17 protein-coding genes are annotated in these 16,435 nt (G+C 59.2%); 10 read left to right on the forward strand and 7 right to left on the reverse strand.

Annotation, left to right across the window (positions count from 1 at the left end; all coding sequences use genetic code 11):
• Positions 1-5 precede the first annotated feature (5 nt).
• Positions 6-602 carry a 2'-5' RNA ligase family protein gene (locus B0E48_RS05210; RefSeq protein WP_077516519.1) on the forward strand — a complete coding sequence of 199 codons (597 nt, stop codon included), beginning with the start codon at positions 6-8 and terminating at the stop codon, positions 600-602.
• Positions 603-741: 139 nt separating this feature from the next.
• Positions 742-1,032, forward strand: a complete 291-nt coding sequence (locus B0E48_RS05215) for a HigA family addiction module antitoxin (RefSeq protein ID WP_077517006.1) — start codon at positions 742-744, stop codon at positions 1,030-1,032.
• A gap of 16 nt (positions 1,033-1,048) precedes the next feature.
• Here B0E48_RS05215 and B0E48_RS05220 read toward each other — a convergent pair whose 3' ends face one another.
• Together B0E48_RS05220 and B0E48_RS05225 are read right to left on the reverse strand one after the other, a co-directional pair.
• Positions 1,049-2,587 carry an XVIPCD domain-containing protein gene (locus B0E48_RS05220; RefSeq protein WP_077516521.1) on the reverse strand — a complete coding sequence of 513 codons (1,539 nt, stop codon included), beginning with the start codon at positions 2,585-2,587 and terminating at the stop codon, positions 1,049-1,051.
• Between the two features lie 27 nt (positions 2,588-2,614).
• Positions 2,615-3,130: a lysozyme inhibitor LprI family protein gene (locus B0E48_RS05225; protein WP_254423850.1), complete on the reverse strand. Its 516-nt coding sequence runs from the start codon at positions 3,128-3,130 to the stop codon at positions 2,615-2,617.
• Positions 3,131-3,348: 218 nt separating this feature from the next.
• Here B0E48_RS05225 and B0E48_RS05230 point away from each other — a divergent pair, with 218 nt between their 5' ends.
• Positions 3,349-4,293: an RDD family protein gene (locus B0E48_RS05230; RefSeq protein ID WP_168170286.1), complete on the forward strand. Its 945-nt coding sequence runs from the start codon at positions 3,349-3,351 to the stop codon at positions 4,291-4,293.
• A 76-nt stretch (positions 4,294-4,369) separates the two neighbouring features.
• On the opposite strand, the gene B0E48_RS05235 is transcribed toward B0E48_RS05230, so the two are convergent.
• Positions 4,370-5,110, reverse strand: coding sequence for a hypothetical protein (locus B0E48_RS05235; protein WP_168170287.1), 741 nt, complete (start codon positions 5,108-5,110; stop codon positions 4,370-4,372).
• Between the two features lie 264 nt (positions 5,111-5,374).
• Here B0E48_RS05235 and B0E48_RS05240 point away from each other — a divergent pair, with 264 nt between their 5' ends.
• From B0E48_RS05240 to B0E48_RS05265, 6 genes are all read left to right on the forward strand, one after another.
• Positions 5,375-5,950 (forward strand): Spy/CpxP family protein refolding chaperone, encoded by a 576-nt coding sequence (locus B0E48_RS05240; RefSeq protein WP_077516527.1) that lies wholly within the window; start codon positions 5,375-5,377, stop codon positions 5,948-5,950.
• A gap of 70 nt (positions 5,951-6,020) precedes the next feature.
• On the forward strand, positions 6,021-6,719 hold the full coding sequence (locus B0E48_RS05245; RefSeq protein ID WP_077517008.1) for a response regulator transcription factor: 699 nt from the start codon (positions 6,021-6,023) through the stop codon (positions 6,717-6,719).
• A complete protein-coding gene (locus B0E48_RS05250; protein WP_077516529.1) occupies positions 6,716-7,981 on the forward strand; it encodes a HAMP domain-containing histidine kinase in 1,266 nt (421 codons plus the stop codon). Before B0E48_RS05245 ends, B0E48_RS05250 begins: the two co-directional genes overlap by 4 nt.
• Positions 7,982-8,108: 127 nt before the next feature.
• Positions 8,109-8,465 (forward strand): methylmalonyl-CoA mutase, encoded by a 357-nt coding sequence (locus tag B0E48_RS05255; protein ID WP_077516531.1) that lies wholly within the window; start codon positions 8,109-8,111, stop codon positions 8,463-8,465.
• Positions 8,466-8,642: 177 nt separating this feature from the next.
• Positions 8,643-9,518, forward strand: coding sequence for a DUF2806 domain-containing protein (locus B0E48_RS05260; RefSeq protein ID WP_077516533.1), 876 nt, complete (start codon positions 8,643-8,645; stop codon positions 9,516-9,518).
• A 135-nt stretch (positions 9,519-9,653) separates the two neighbouring features.
• Positions 9,654-10,358 carry a hypothetical protein gene (locus B0E48_RS05265; RefSeq protein WP_077516535.1) on the forward strand — a complete coding sequence of 235 codons (705 nt, stop codon included), beginning with the start codon at positions 9,654-9,656 and terminating at the stop codon, positions 10,356-10,358.
• Between the two features lie 971 nt (positions 10,359-11,329).
• Here the strand turns inward: B0E48_RS05265 and B0E48_RS05270 are convergent.
• On the reverse strand, positions 11,330-13,054 hold the full coding sequence (locus B0E48_RS05270) for a restriction endonuclease (protein WP_077516537.1): 1,725 nt from the start codon (positions 13,052-13,054) through the stop codon (positions 11,330-11,332).
• 73 nt (positions 13,055-13,127) lie between these two features.
• Positions 13,128-13,958, reverse strand: coding sequence for a restriction endonuclease (locus B0E48_RS05275; protein WP_077516539.1), 831 nt, complete (start codon positions 13,956-13,958; stop codon positions 13,128-13,130).
• Positions 13,959-14,126: 168 nt separating this feature from the next.
• Between B0E48_RS05275 and B0E48_RS05280 the strand changes: the two genes are divergently transcribed.
• The gene (locus tag B0E48_RS05280; protein ID WP_077516541.1) at positions 14,127-14,381 is read left to right on the forward strand and encodes a hypothetical protein; all 255 of its coding nucleotides are present in this window, start codon (positions 14,127-14,129) and stop codon (positions 14,379-14,381) included.
• 73 nt (positions 14,382-14,454) lie between these two features.
• Here B0E48_RS05280 and B0E48_RS05285 read toward each other — a convergent pair whose 3' ends face one another.
• Together B0E48_RS05285 and B0E48_RS05290 are read right to left on the reverse strand one after the other, a co-directional pair.
• Positions 14,455-15,441 carry a hypothetical protein gene (locus B0E48_RS05285; RefSeq protein WP_254423851.1) on the reverse strand — a complete coding sequence of 329 codons (987 nt, stop codon included), beginning with the start codon at positions 15,439-15,441 and terminating at the stop codon, positions 14,455-14,457.
• A 219-nt stretch (positions 15,442-15,660) separates the two neighbouring features.
• A complete protein-coding gene (locus B0E48_RS05290; protein ID WP_077516543.1) occupies positions 15,661-16,416 on the reverse strand; it encodes a M90 family metallopeptidase in 756 nt (251 codons plus the stop codon).
• Positions 16,417-16,435 lie beyond the last annotated feature (19 nt).

Consider the following 16,435-nt stretch of genomic DNA (forward strand, 5'->3'; position numbering starts at 1 on the left):
CGGGAATGGACGACCTCTTTCTCGGTTCGTTGGCACCTGACGTCATCGGGTTCGATGCGATTCGTCACATCGCGCCGACGTTCTTCGCCATCTATCCATCTGCGCAGGACTTGCCGCGTATTGTCGAGTGGCAAAAGCGCATTTTCCGGCAACTGGGTTTGTCAGGTGTGACTCCGCGGCCGTCGGAAATCCTGCACGTCAGCGTGGCAGAGTGTGGAAAATCGAAGCAGCAGCGGCAGCCGTTGGATGTCGCGCTGAAGCTGGCTGCGGAGCGTTTCTCATGCCCATCCTTCGAACTTACGTTGAAGACAAGTGCTCGCTTCGGAAGTGACAATCGCGCTCTTGTTGTCGTGGCCGATGCCGCTGGGATGCGTGATGTGCATGGACTGCGTCTGGCTTTGGCGGATGCACAGAAGCCATTCGGGCTGTCGGGGTCGCGCGGGATGAGTGAGCCGCATATCACGCTCGGATATCGCGATAACCTGCCTATCGAGCGTCAGCTGGTGGAGCCAATCTGCTTTCGAGTCAAGGCGGTCGATCTCGTTGTCAGCAATGTTGGTCACACCGAGCATCTACATCAGGCTCGCTGGTCACTTACGTGACCTTCTTCATGAGGCCTTGCGCCATATGGCGGTTGACGTTTCTATTTGACCAGCCATTCGGCTGTTGAGAGCCGATGGATTGATGGTGACGCCCACGACGTGGAGATCGTCGTTTACCACTGACACCAACGAGTCGATCATGAAGAGCCTGCCCAACATCCATCCCGGCGAAGTCTTGCTTGAGGAGTTTCTGACGCCCATGGGCATCAGCCAGAACGCCCTGGCGCGCGCTGCAGGCGTGCCGCCGCGCCGTATTAACGAGATCGTGCTCGGCAAGCGTGGTGTAACGGCGGATACCGCGGTGCGTCTGGCCGTGGCTCTGGGGACCAGTGAACGCTTCTGGCTCGGACTCCAGGCAGACTACGATCTGGAAGAGGCTCATCGTGTACTCGGCAAAGCTGTCGACCAGATCGAGCGGATTGCGGCGTGAGGATTCTGCGAGACCTCTACGGTGAGCGCTGCATCGCCGGCTGATCTGCCTGCGGGTTTTGTGTCTGTTGCATGGACGGCGTGCTCTGGACCGGGGCGACTTGTTGAATTTCGTGCTGCCACTGGACGCTGCTCTGCGCGAGAGGCGTACCGACTGCCTGGGCGACGTTGACGTCGGTATAGCGTTTGAACAGGGAGTTGGTGTCGCCTTGCACGGCGAACGCACGAGTAGCGTCATCGCTCAGCACGACATGATCGACCCGGCTCATGCCGTTGCCGTGGGCGGCGACCGCCAGTGACGCCGCGAGGTTGTCACTGCGCTGATCCGGCGTGCGTCCCTGTTGCGCATCCAGGCGTTGCACGGCACCCAGTGTCTGCAGGTACATCCCGTTGCCGGGGTGCGTGGCATCGGCGAGCGTCGGCTGCGGCGGTTGCACGGCCATCCGCAAAGCGTTCAACGTCTTCGGGCCGGCGATCCCATCGGGCGTCATGTGATGCGCGCGCTGGAACTTTTCGACCGCAGCCTTTGTGCCTGGGCCGAAGTCGCCGTCCGGATGCAATGCACGGTCGTGCGCGTCGGTGAAACCCAGCTTGGCGAGGTCGGTCTGCAAACCAATGACCTTGTCGCCGTGGGAGCCCAAGCGCAATGAACCATGGTCACCCGGAGTGTGGGCACGTCCACCTTGGCCGATCGCTTTCAGGGCTTCCTTGATGTCTGGGTCGCTTGCCGACTTCGAGGGATCGAAATTCGCATCTCCTACCTTGGCATGCGCGCGGTCGAGAGCGGCCGCTTTCTCCGGGTCCGCGTAAACGTTCTTGTATTGCTCGGCCAGAGCGGCGGCCTTCAGGCCATCGTAGAAGCGGTGATAGCGCTTTAAGTCGCTGGCCTCGGCGAGCACGTCGTTGTAATCGCCGCCGCTCTTCAGCACCTTCTCGAATTTCGCCATCTGCGAGGGGATCTGGTTCTCCGTCTTTGCCAGAATGGCGACAGTCTCCAAGCGACGGTCTTCCGGAATGTTCTTGCCGTACTTGTCCAGCATGTCCATGGCCGACTGCGTCGCCTGCCTGACCTGCGGATAGTCGATGTTCTTGTGGATCCACTTCTGGCCGTCTTCGGACGATGCCCACGCATTGATGCTGTCGCGCGTGTCAGTGTCGATGAAGGTGAGGCTGTTATGGCCACGTTCGCCATCGCCATGTGTCAGCAGATCGGTGCGAAGTTGCGCCGTATCCGACGTGAACTTCAGATCATGAGGTTTCGCGTACTTCGCTGCCTGATCGATGATGCTGTCGACGTAAGTGGTTTCGCCAGGCTTTAGCGTGGCGCCGTCGGTTGCACCGAGTGCCCAGGTTCCACGCTGGCCGAGATCGACCTGGATTGTGCCCAGCGAATAGCCACTGTTGGCGGCGATTTTATCTACCTGGCCCCAATCAGCGTCGGTAACGCCAGCGATGGCGAGTCGATAAGGAGACTGGCCGCCTTCCGTGCCGCGCCCGACCACGAAATACGTGGCACCAGTAAGCGAATCAATATCGTGTGTGTTGGGGGTGGGCATCGTGTTACTCCTTTAACAGTGATGTGCTTACAGGCCATTAGCGAGGGACAAATACCTGTCCAATTCGTCAGCCCTCTTGCACAGGCTGAAAATCTCGTTCTGTGACAAGTCGAGGTTGTCGATGATTTCATCGCCGTAGAGCAGGGTCTGGAACGTGCCATCCTCGTTCTGGAATTTGAGCCAGGCGCGCTCGGCGCTGATCAACTGGTCTTTCGCCTTGCCATGGAGCTTGCCGAGCAGCGCCTTGTACGTAGTGTTGAGCCGCGCGTCCTGCGTGGTCTTCTCCGTGGTCTGACACGCGCCGATAGCGATGGTGTCGGAGCCGGCCTTGTCGATGCACGTATAGAACGTGGTCGTGATGCCTTTCGGTGCCTCGCGGCGGATGACCTGACTTGTGCTGTCAGAAGCGATTGCAATCGCCCCGTAGGTGAGCAAGGCGAAAGCGACGGTGAGCGTCCTTGCCGTTTTCATGCTGGTGCTCCTGATCGTGGATTTCTTGCCGCGGGATCGCCGCGGCACAGTTGCAAGCTGGAAGGGAAACATGCGAACTCCTTAAGAAAGACGGACCCTGAAATCCTTTGCCAGGAAAGCCTAGCATCGGTGCTTCGCCGCAAAATGTGAGCGTGCTCGGGAAATGGCGTGGGGGAATGGCGCGGGGGCGATTTGGATGATCACCAACATGAAGGCGGCGCATTTGTCGCAGCGCACCTCGCCTCCCGATGATTCTTGGGGCAAGATGTCCCGACTTCAGGGGGAAGTACATGGACGCATTGCATGGGGAAGGTTGGCCGGATCGGAAGATTGCCGGCTTCTGGCGTCGTCTAGGCGCCTTAGTGATCGACCTGATTCTGCTCGGCATTGTCGGCCTGATCATGGGTGCGCTGCTTTTCGATACGTTCGCGCGCATGGGCGCCTATGCGAAGCTGATCGGCTTTGTGATTGCGCTGGCCTATTTCGGCATCTGCAACAGTCGCATCGGCGGCGGACAGACGCTGGGCAAACGCTGGCTTGGTGTGCGTGTCGTTGATGCCCACGACCAGTTGCTGTCATTGCCACGCTCGCTGCTGCGCTACGTCGTGCTGGGAATTCCGTTCTTTGCCAATGGCCTGCCGGTCGATCCCAAGCTGGCGATGTCGACGCCGTTGGGTTACCTGCTCGCTCTTGTCGTATTCGGTGGCATGTTCGCCATCGTCTACCTTTACATTTTCAATCGCCGCACGCGGCAGTCCCTTCACGATCTGGCGGTGGGTTCGTACGTGGAGCGTTTCGATCGTGCGGCGCAAGCAGTGCCGTTTCCCATCATGTGGCGTGGGCATATCGTCGTGGTGGCCCTGCTCGGCGTTATCGCCCTGAGCGCGCCTGCGGTAGCAAGCCGATTCGCGCAGACCCAGACTTTCGCGGGCATCCTGCCGCTGTACCAAATACTGTCGACCCAGCCACACGTCATGACAGCGCAAGTCGTACGCGGATGGACATCCATGAACGGCAGGACCACGCATTTCCTGCAGTCATCGCTGCGACTGGATGCGCCACTGACCGAAGACGACGCCATGGCCAAGCGCATCGCGCAGCTGATGGCGAAAGCCGACCCGGATATCGCCAGCGAGAATGCCGTTGTGGTGACTCTGGTCTACGGTTACGACATGGGCATCGCGTCGGGTTGGAAGAAGCATGGGTATTCGTTCAAGCCGGATGAACTGCAATAAACCAGCAATGAAAAGGCCGCCGAAAGGCGGCCTTTTCATTTGAACCATCGTCACCGTCGAGCCATGCATCACCGGCTCACGTCATTGCCTGCATGGCAGCGTCGCCGTCTGCTTGCCGCGAGAGCGCTCCGGCGTTGGCCGGCTTGCGCACGAGAAGCACGGCCGCCGCGACATTCCAGACCAGTTGCGCCACCAGCACGCTGAGCAGGGAAGTCATGGTCATGTACGTTGCTGACCCGGCGATCAGGGCGATGACCAGCAGGCTCGACAGCACGCCGACTACGCCGGCGGTGCGATGGAATCCGCGCTCCTGCACCAGTGCAGCCGACCAAGCCAGTGTGCCGGCGGCTTGCAGCAGCCAGCCCAGCTTCGCCATGTCGTTGAGCGCAACGCCGGCGTAGCGGATCAGGTTGTAGGCAAAGGCGACGCGCTCGGGCGTGGCGGTGATCGCATCCATCGCGATATGCGTGGTCACGAAGCCGTCCGTGATCGTCGCGCCGATCATGGCGATGCAGCCGATCAGATAGGTGGTCAGACCCGCCAGTACCAGCGGCCGGTGCAGTCCGAGTCGTCGTGCCAGCGTGGCATAGCCGAACGCGAAGGCACACACGCTGGCAATCGCCACGGCATGCACCAGTTCCTTCAGTCCCTGCAGTCGGGCGATGCCCTGCAGAACCTCCAGCGGATTGTTGCCGCCACCGCTGTGATCGAGTGCGACGAAAATCGTCGAGATGATGGTGGCGGCTGCTATGGCGATTCCCGCGGTGCGGGTGCGCTGCAGGGACGGGTCAGTGGGCATCGCGGCATCGTGGAGCATCGCAATCATTCCTATGGGCGGTGCATGTCGGGAATCGCCATGCTGGCCGACACGCTAGCGGTAGCGTCTTTGGGGAATGTCTGGGTCAGGTAAAGATTTGCAAACCGCCCGCGCAAGCTGCGCGGGTCACAGCGACGCCGCGTGGCTTCTAAATAAAACTTTACAAGGCGCTTGTTCGGGCTGAACGTGCGACGGCCACGCTGTACCTGTCCGCGGATCCGATGGTCGCGGCAATTCCCCACATTCCAACTACAGGTACCCGTCATGAAAAACACGACAACAACCGCATTGACCCCAGCCTCATCCCGTGGCCCGCACTGGAAGGCCACGCTGCTGCGCAGCTTCGCGCTAACTGCCGCACTCGCTATCGGCTCGACCGCCGTGTATCTGACCGTGCCGAACCTGGCGCGCGCGGTCAGTGCAACCACCACCGACAGTGGCAGCTCCTTCTTCCAGAACATGCATGGGGGCGCCCAATCGCCGGAAGAACTGCACGCCCATTTCGACAAGGTGCTGACCGAGGCCGGTGCCAGCGATGCGCAGAAGCAACAGATCCAGGCCCTCATGAAGCAGGCGATGACGGCCGAACACGCCGACATGCAGAACTACCACGCCTCCTTCGGCCACCTGAAGGCGCTGCTCGCCGCCGACCCGATCGACGATTCGGCCATCGCGACCCTGCGCACCGAGCAGGATCGTCTGGCACTCTCGGCCAGCCAGCGCCTGTCGGACACCGCGGTGGCGATCGCGCGCACCCTGACACCCGCGCAACGTGTGAAACTGGGCGCCGAGATCGACCAGATGATGGACTCGCACATGGCGCAACATCACGCCATGTGATGCGTCGCCCATGATCCGCAGCTGCCGCCGCACGGGCGGCAGCTGCATCCGCCATGCAGTGAGCCAAGCTGTGTCCCAACGCATCCTGATCATCGACGACGACGAGCGCCTGTGCGGGATGCTGGAGCAATACCTGTCGCAGAGCGGCTACCAGGTGACCTCGCGGCACACCGCCAGCGCGGCGCTGGCCGAACAGCGGCGCGCGCCACCGGACGCGATCATCCTCGACCTGATGCTGCCCGATGCGAGCGGCCTGGACGTGTGCACCCAGCTGCGCGAATCCACCGGCGTGCCGATCATCATGCTCACCGCACGCGGCGAAGCCACCGATCGCGTGGTCGGTCTCGAACTGGGTGCGGACGACTACCTGCCCAAACCGTTCGACCCGCGCGAACTGCTGGCCCGGCTGCGCACGGTGCTGCGTCGCGGTACCGCGCTGGTCAATCCGATCCTGCGCTTCGGTCGGCTGGAGATCGATCGCGAGGCGCGCCAGGTGCGCCTGGATGGGCAGTGCCGCAGCCTCACCAGCTACCAGTTCGACATCCTGCTGGCGCTGGCCGAACGCGCCGGCCGCGTGGTCAGCCGCAACCAGCTGCTCGATTGCGTGGCGGGGCGCGCGATGGATGCGTTCGACCGCACCATCGACGTGCATATCTCCAATATCCGCGCCGCGATCGAGGATCAGCCCAAGCAGCCCAAGCGCATCCTCACCCTGCGCGGGGTCGGCTACCTGTTCACCCGCGTGCAGGACGACGGAGCGCCGCTGTGATCCAGCGCCTGTACGTACGCATTTACCTGACCACGCTGGCCTCGCTGGTGGTGGTGGTCATCCTCTTCATGTTGCTGTGGCAATTCACCGCCGAGCGCGCGGCCAACACGGATCACGACCGTTTCATGGGGGCGCTGGTCAGCCAGGCGTTGCCGCCAGCTGGCAACGCCGAAGTGTTGCAGGCAGCGCTGGCTCGGTTGGTGGTGCCGCCGATCGAAGGGCTGGCCCTGTATGACCATCAGGGAGTCCGCCTGGCGAGCGCCGGCAATCAGGCTGGCATCAGCAGCCCCGCCGTGGTCGCGCAGAGCAAGCCGGGTCCCGGCATGTCGGTGTCGCGGCTGATCAAGCTGGACGACGGTCGCATGGTCGTCGCCCGCGAGCATACGGACTCGCTGCAAATGCATCTGGGTGGACTCGCCTTGATCGGCCTGATTGCACTGGCCGTCGCGCTTGGCACCTATCCGGTGGTGCGCCGCCTGACCCGACGGCTCGAGGCGCTGGCCAGCGATGTCGATCGTTTCGGCGGAGGTGACCTCAGCGTGCGCGCTCCGGTATCCGGTCAGGACGAAGTGTCGAGCCTGGCGGCCAGCTTCAACGGCATGGCCGACCATGTCGAGAGCCTGCTCGAAGCGCACAGCCGCATGCTGGTCAACGCCTCGCACGAGCTGCGCTCGCCGCTGGCGCGCGTGCGGCTGGCGCTGGAACTGTACGAGACGGCACCGCGCGCCGAGTTGCTGCACGGCATGCGCCAGGACTGCGCCGAGATCGGCGAGCAGATCGAGGAGATCCTGCTGTCCAGCAAACTGGACGCCGTCACGACCGCGCCGCCGCAGGACCCGGTGGATCTGGCGGCGCTGGTGGCGGAAGAGAGCTCGCGGCTCGACATCGCATTCGAGGTCGTCCCCGCGGAAGTCCGCGGTGATGGGCGGCTGTTGCGCCGGCTGATCCGCAACCTGCTGGAAAACGCGCTGAAATACGGCGGCCAGGGCGTGGATGCCCAGCTGGGCATCGACGGCCACGGCCAGCGCATCCTGCAGGTCAGCGATCGCGGGCCGGGCATTGTCGAAGCCGAGCGCGAACGCATCTTCGAGCCGTTCTACCGCCCAGCCAACACCGCGGAAACCGGCAGCGGCTGGGGGCTGGGGCTGGCCCTGGTCAGGCAGATCGCCGATCGCCACCATGGCAGTGTGCGTTGTCTGCCGCGGGTGGGTGGAGGGTGCGTATTCGAGCTGACTTTGCCGGCGCCGGGTGAGGCGAGCTGAGACATTCGGCGACGGCAGCTCGGAGTTTGTGGCGGTTTGAGCGGGCGTGGATCGTCCCGACGTCTTATGATGGCTCGACGATGGAAACTAGTTGCCTGCAGAGCGCAGCACGATTTAGGAAGAGTCGATGGTCCACAGCCTGTTCAATCAAGGCAGCAAGATGCACGGCGGCTTGCTGCCGCTGATCGGCGGCAACACCTTCCAGCGCGCGTCGTCGGCTGGGTATCACGGCGGCGAGATCGCCACTGAGATCGAGCTGATCCGTTCTACGGAAGAAGAGAAGGGTCAGCGGATCGCCAACGTGAAGCGCTATGGCGAGACGCGTAATGCGCTGGCCTCAGACAGCCTCAAGGTGCTGCAGGTAACGGCACGCGATCGGCGCAATGTGTTCGAGCAGCTGATCGAAGCGGTGAAGTACAACTCGCTGGGGCAGATCAGTCCTGCGCTGTATGACGTGGGTGGGGAGTATCGGCGGAATATGTGAGACGCAGAAAGCGTTAGCTCACTGAAAGGGTTTGGCTCGTCAGCGCTGCCACATCTGGCAGAGGGCGGTGTTGGAAAAGAAAAATAATGACAAGAAGCGGAGTCACGGACAGGCCGCAAAGCAATCGGCAGTGTTATCGGTTGATAGGCTTAGGTCGAGAGAAAAAAGGAAGCAGCAATGACTGACGATGGCGGGCTGGTCAATCTCGGCAATATTTCGAAGCCGGCGACGGTGTTGATCGAAAAGATATCGGATGCGGTCGGGGGTATCGCCAAGCCTTGGCAGATCAAACGGATTGCACGGGCGGAAGCTGATGCCGCCCTGATCGAGGCCAACGCACGCGTCCAGGTCTCGGAAATCGAGCAGCGTGCATTAGTCAGGATGGTCAGGGAGGAAGGTAAGCGGCAGGAAAACATCGAGGACATCACCGCGCAGGCGATCCCACATCTGAACGAAGAGGCGAAGCCCGAAAACATTGAACAAGACTGGCTGACGCACTTTTTCGATCGGTGTCGATTGATCTCTGATCAGCAGATGCAGTCTGTGTGGTCCAGCATCCTGGCGGGGGAAGCCAATGCGCCAGGATCGTTCTCGAAGAGGACGATCGAACTGATCGCGTCGCTGGACAAAAGGGACGCCGAATTGTTTTCGAAACTGTGTTCGTATGTATGGGTGATCGGCAATCCCTCACCCCTTGTCTACGATGCTCAGCATGCGATTTACGGAAGCAGCGGCGTCAACTTTGAGTCAGTGAGTCATCTGGATAGTCTGGGTCTGATTACATTTAACAGTATCGGGGGCTACCAACGACTCGGTTTACCGAAGCGATTCGTTGTCCTCTACGGTGGCCAACCTGTTGTAGTTGAAATGCCACAGGAGAGTGAAAATTCCATGCAGTTAGGGAATGTCTTGTTTACGAGGGCGGGGAACGAGCTCGCACGGATCGTAGTTGCAACTCCGCTACCGGATTTCAAAGAGTACGCGTTGAAGAAGTGGCAGGAACTCGGCTACAAGATTATTTCACCAGCCCAGCAGGCAGTACCGAATGCCTGATCTATTCGAATAAAGGATAGGAAAAGTGCAAAGGACAATTCCCGGGGAAAGGGACGGAAAGCTAGCATGGTCAGAGCCCCTTACTAGTAAGAAACTAACTGGGCCAGAGCCCTTGCCTGAAGTTGACCGAACACGATGATTCGCAATATATCGATTGCCCTTATCTGCCTACTACTTCTCGCTTGCGAAGGACAGCCTGACTTAGACGCGCCTTCGCCAGCCACGAAGACACACGACAAGACACTCGATGACTTCAAAACGAGCGATTGGAATGACCTTAGTGATTCGTATACCAACCGCGTCCGCGCCGCGTCCGAAGCAGATGAAGCCTTTCAGCGCTATGCACTTTCGACCAAGTACGGTACCAACGGAGATATCTGCCACGCGTCCATGGTTCTGACGACCGCTTACGCGGAAGCTGGAGACGAGGAAAACTGGAAGAAATGGGATCGGAAATCGCGAAAGGACTGCTTACCTGATAGCCAACATTGGGAGAAGAGAGAAGAATCTAATTTTCCAAAGCACGATGACAGGGCCATCACGCAAGACCCGAAGCTCAAAAGCGAAGCAGCTGAATATCAGGAATATCTTCGCGTAGCCACCGGTGGTGCCCGTCGTTGGCGCCTGAGCGATGCTAATTCTTATGCGGATAGTTACCAGCATGATTTGAGCGGCGGAACGTTTGATGATCGATGCACACACGCCTTCAACGCTTCCAGCCAGTATCTGGAGGCGCTCGATGAGGCAAACTATGCCAAGTGGAAGGGCATACAGAAAGCCGACTGCACCTCTGCTGGCGACACCATTGCAACGAGAGCAGCAAGCTCCGGCGCGTACTAGACAGGGAATAAGCGTCAGGGATAATTTCTCTGAGTGAGTTCGGTCCGCCAAAAGCAAGAGTGCGAGAGACATTTCCTTCGTGATTAATTGAACTTGACCCCTTTGTTTTCGAGTGACATGGAGTGTTTTTCATGGAAATTCCAACTGATAGCGGATTTATCGGTGCTATGGTCGGTGGATTGGCTGTGCTGCTCGGGGCATGGCTTGGCGCAAGCTCCACGATTCGAGCTGCCCGTCTCCAATTCCAAACTGAGTACCAGACCAGACAAGTGGCTGCCCTTGCCGCAGCTTTAATGGAAATATGTCGAAACCAATCGTCTTTAATTTACCATCTTGATCGTGTTCTCCCATTATGGCTGTCAAGGTCCTATGACGTGAGTTCGTCAGGGAAGACTAATCTAGTCAAAGTTACGAGTCCGCTACCGAAATTGGGGTCCGCTATATACGAGGCCTTCTTTGTTGAGCTGATTTCATCTCCATACGGCGCCGAGCTGAAGACTTACTATGACCGAATCAGTCGAATAAACTCCCTATCTCCAGATGACTCCGGCGGATTAGCTTCTAGCGATTTCTCAGGCTACGTCAGTACCTTGTCACTCGCCATAGATATTGCATATGAGATTGGTCCTGCTTTAAAACATCATGTTGAAAATTCAAAGCTGTTGGCCAAAAATTGGGGCAAAGAGGATTACTTCTCTGAGTTCGAACATAAGGATTCATTGAAGAAGGCAAGGTACATGATTGCGCTTCAGAAGGCGAATTTGGTTGATTTGGATAGTTTTATTTTAAATAAAGCAGTGGTTTCGGTTTCGAGCATTTCTGAAACGCTTAAGGGAAATGATTTTGACTTAGCTGAAACTAATTGGGTTCTTGGGGGCATAAGGGGACGGAGGGAATTAAATCAAATTAATTGCTTCCAGCCCCTTTGCGGAACGGGCTCTGACCCTTTGATTCTCCACCTCTTATTTCGATCAGCGTGCATCTGTGAAGGCTTGCCGAGCTTCAGCAAGGTTGATCCGCGCCCGGTGGCCATGTTCGGCCAACAGCGAAAGCAAGTTACCCCCGCTAAGCAACGTGAGTGGCTTCCCTTGAGCGAAGCGATATGCATCTGGTCCAAAGTCGGAGGTCGTTACCAGAATGCCGCGGTTGGCACCTTCGTTCATCACAGTGCCGTAGAGGTCGCGCACGGCGCTTACTCCTACGGTTGCGGTGTAGCGTTTTGCCTGTATCACGATTTTTCCTCCTTTGATCGGATCGGGGTCCAGTGCAATTGCGTCCACACCGCCATCGCGCGATGCCTGTGTAACGTGGACCTCCGCCCCATTGCCCGAAAATACTTTTGCAAAGAGTTCGCGGACCAAGTGCTCGAAATCCTCCCACGGCATAGCGGCCAGGTTCACTGATTCGTCGAGATTGTCGGCCAATTCGCGGCCGGCGATGAATCGCGAGTCGTCGGTAGCAAGTTGAAGCATTGGGCGTACCGGTGCCAGTCCAGCTAGAGAGCTTGCTGCTACACCTCGAAGTAGCTTGAAACAGGCCTTGGGGTCGACTTTGGACAGATCAAACGCTAGAAATTCAGCCTTGATTGCTTGTACCGAAAGTATGCAGCCACGTTCTAGTATCCCAGTCGCCGGGTTTACGGCCTCTACCCATCCGTTGAACGTGACGCCGCTCAACGCATCGACTTCGTCGGCCTCGAACAATTCACGCAATGTCCGAAGCGTGATCTGGTAGCAGGTCGAGTCGTACATCTTTTTGCTTCGCGCTTCGATGACGTGCTTTTCGACACTTTCGTTGCGCGCCTTGACGTAAGTAACGCGCTCCAAGGTCGGCAACTCTGCCGGTGCGGGCAATTGATAATCAACGACAAGCATTCCAGCTTCGGCGCTATACGCGACTGAATAGTCGGTTTTCAGCCACGAAGGATATTTGGATGCGCCAAGGACTAAATCTGCATGCCCGGTGATGGACTCGGCTTCCTTGTTCTGCCATCCCTTGTGTAGCGCATCCACATGGGCGTCGGCCGCGCGCTGTTCGTCAGCGTATTCCGACTCGACCTGCGTATAGGCGGCTCTCTGCTGTTCTAGAGTTATGGCGCGGCTGCGCTCCGCAAGGCGTGCCTCAGCTGCCAACTGATCGAATGCCTGGGTAGCTGCCCGATACCGACTAACTGAGTCTTGCTCCAACTTCTTGCGGAGCCAAGGAAGGAATGTGTGATACCACTGCAACCTAGGTCTATAGGCCTTGGAGTCTGGGACGGGAGGAAGCTTTACCGGAAAAACCCCCACGGGTTCGTTCGCGGGTGCCCGGTACCGAAGCACGCTGCTGCGCTCAATGTCCCAAACAAAGGGATCATGAAGTTTGAGCGCTTCCCAGTCGACACGAGCATCCACACTGAGGGCCTTTTGCAGTATCTGCTCGCATCCGGCCAGTTCCGCTTGTGCTTCCTCTGTTTGAGCAGCAGCAGCTTCAGCGCTCGCGTGACGCTTCATTAGCAACTGCTTCGAGGCCCACTTTTCCTCCCACTTCGTTACGACGGCATCGACCTTGTGTTTCAAGACGCCAGGATCGGAGCTTTTGATTTCGCGATGCTCATTTAAGCCGTCGTGCCATAGCTCGATTGAGAACGACGATAGCGTTCCGCGTGCTGTGTATTTGGGTTGCACGTTACCCACTCGAACTAGTGAATCATTCATTCGTTGTCTCTTCTGATTTGGCAACAACCAACGGGTTAATGCTGAGCAAAGGTGCCAGAACTACTTGTTTCGGTCATGCCGTTCTCGTGCCACGACAAGCTGGATACTTCGCGCAACCCCAAAAGTGGTCTTTGGTTTGACGATTCGACCGCTGAACCATATCGGCACCGCACTTCGGACAGACTGGATTCGCTGAGAGTGCCGGCGCAGGCATGGTCGTAACGACGGGTCTGGTCGTTACCGTTGCCGCTTTGGTTAGCGTCGGGGTCTGTACTTCACGCACCATCGCAAGCAACGCCTCACCATGGATCAGCTCAATCGGTTTGCCTTGTGCGAAGCGTTGCGCGTCCGCAGTGTAGTCACCTACCGCAACGATCTTCACCGCAGCGGCGCCGTGATGTGCCAGCAGACCAAACATCTCCCGCACGACCTTGACGTCGACACGCTGTGTTTTCCATTGCTTGCATTGCACGAGCGTGGTCTTGCCATCCTTGCGCAGAATCAGATCGATGCCGCCATCGGCGCCACCGAGACCGGTTTCCTGAATCGTGTAGCCCTGGCGACGAAACGCTTCGCCTACCAGCATTTCGAATTCACGCCAGCTCATGGCTCGAATGCTGTCGAGCCCCGTTTGTGTATTTAGCAGATGCCGGCGTTTGCGTTGGCCGACGAAAGAGGCAAGGGCACCAATCCAGCAAGCGCCAAGCAGCATCCATCCAATGGCGGCATAACTACCCGCAGCGGCCTGCTTGCCAATGGCTGACAAGAAAGGGTTTGTACTCGACTTGAAAAACCAGCCGATCCCGTAACGGATGGCGATATTCCCGATAAGGCCTAGTACGATGCCGACCGGCCATGGCATCGAGGCAACAACCTCGATCCAGCTTTCCCTACGCCTGGCCATGTCTCCCCCTGAGTCAATGCCGTTCGCGAACCATAGCGCGAAATCTTGCGATGGGCGACCAACTGAAATGGCTCTGGCCCGCTTTGATTATTCAAGCGGCTAACGACGATACGTGAGCGGAGCGGGGTCAACCGGGCTATCGTGCCTTCCTGATCACGAAGAAACACCATGACGAAAAGCTACGATCCACCGCTGACCACGAACCCGCACGCTCCCCTCTACCGCGTCGATAAAGCGATCAAGGCAGCCCAGCAACGGCTGGATGCCGCTATCGACGCGAAGCGGCATCACACTAGCCAAAATCTGGCACACGAAGTGATCAAAGAGGCTCGCGAAGGACTCAAAAAGTCTGAACTGTTGCGTGTTCTCAAGATCAAGGAACTCGCGCAGAAGGCGGCGGAAATCGAGGCGGCTGGGAAATAGACGAAACGAGTTCTGCCCGGCCTTGGTTGATTCCGGTTTTCCGAGACCTGCCGCTACGTGTGGTCGACCGTGCTCAATGCAAACCCACACTCGAGGAAGCCGCTGGCGTCGACGACTCGGCCGCTGCGCGCTTGGGCGTATCGAGGGGACACCATGTCTTGAGGCGCTTGCCTGCACGGAACAGATCGATGCATTCACGCATCTCGGCCTTGAAGGCCAGATCGGGCGTGTTTATCGGGCAGCCGTCCGACAGCGGCTTGTCTGCCTTGTACTCGGCGATGCAGCTCGACAGTGGCGGCGGTGTGGACGGATTCGGATCGTCGGCCAGCGGTGGTGGCGGCAGGTTGAGACGCTCGTCGCGATCCTTGGGTGAAGGCGGCAGGGGAGGCACCTCGCACAACAAGTTGGAAGCCGTGCTCTTCTTGGTGGGATCGCACATGCTTTTGGCGATCGCCTTGAGCGCATCGCCGATATGGCGACCCACCGCACCACCGGCCGTCTCGTTCGGTGGCGGGAAATATTTTTCAAAGCGAGTGGCCTTGTACTGCATCCGGTTGCTGTCGTGCTGCATGATCTGACGATCGTCCGCGGGCTTGGCCGGTTTGGCCGCGGCGCTTGTTGTTGCATAGGTCTCCGTGGTGGGCGTTAGCCGCAAATTGACGGCGGCCGGCGTGGTCACGGAGGCCGCCGGCGCAGGTGCCGGTTCATGATCCTGCACGACCATCGCGTCACGGGGTGACTTCTCGTGCGTCACGGGTCGAACGCGGGGGAGCACCTGCGGAGGCGGCACCAATTTGGGCAGCGTGGGTGGCTCAGGCGGTTGCGCGGCGCGCGGCTTGGCCGGTTGATCGATCAGACGCACGACCAGCATCTGATTGCTATCGATACGCACCGCCGCCAGATGTGGCGGCTTGAGCTGCATCTCGTACCACAGTGCCAGTACGAACAGCGCGTGCAGTACCAGGACCAAAGCCAACGTGAGTGCCTGCGCCTGGCGCGTCAACGGCGGCTGTTGCCAGCGCCTGCGACTCAGGGTCGCGCGCGTTTCGCTGTCGAGCAAGGCCAGACCGCGTGCACGATCCTTCTCTTGCGGATGTAGGACCTGCCCGGAACGTTCGATGACACTGCCTTATTCAAGCCCATTACCACACACGAAACCTGCGCATGCCGCCAGCGCGTGTTGCGACCAACGTCGGTAGACAGGTTCTTTCACTCAGGGTTCCCTTGATTGGAAACGGGTACGAAGTGAGCTGGCCCGCCTTGATTGAACATCAAGCGCTCAGAACGGGTGCTGCCGGTAAAACAGCTCAAGCTGCCGATAAACGTCCGGCAAGTGCTGGCGCAAGTTTGCCGGCGCCTCGAAAAACTGCTCGCTGGCCACCGCAAAGAACTCGGCCGGGCTTTCAAGCGCATACGGGTCGATCGGCAACTCGGCCCCGTTGGCTTGTTCCTCCTTCAAGCGATCCCACGCGCTCGAGAAGACCCGCGACCACACGCGGCGATCCATGCGCCGGTGCAAGGGCGGAAAGCCGTTGGCGTCCCCGTTGAGCATGTCGAGCTTGTGTGCCATTTCGTGGACGACCACGTTGTGCCCCGGCTTATTTCCGCCAGTCAGCACCTCCGCCCAAGACAGGATCACCGGCCCACGCCCCCATGCCTCACCGGCCATCACGGTGTGGGTCTCGTGAACGACGCCCGCTGCATCGATTTTTGGGCGACGTGGAACGAACGCGTCCGGATACACGATGACGCTGTGCCAACCGTCGTACCAATCAAGGCCCAGTTTCAGGATGGGCAGGCACGCATGCGCCGCGAGCAGGACGCGATCGGCGTCGTCGAGTTGCAACCCTTGGGTCGGCTCAAGCGACTTGCTCTCCAGGAACAGCGTTGCCAGCACGCGCAGCGTGGCCTGGTCGGAAGCGCCGAGCCGACGTGCCGCGGCACAACGCTGCAGCGCGTCTCGCCAGAGTGGTTCGGCGATCGGATGCCGGGCGACGGTGCGCCGTATGCGCCAGTTTCTGATTTTGTCGAACATCGGCACGAGTTGGAGGACG

Source organism: Rhodanobacter sp. C03 (genome assembly GCF_002001175.1).
Taxonomy (GTDB): domain Bacteria; phylum Pseudomonadota; class Gammaproteobacteria; order Xanthomonadales; family Rhodanobacteraceae; genus Rhodanobacter.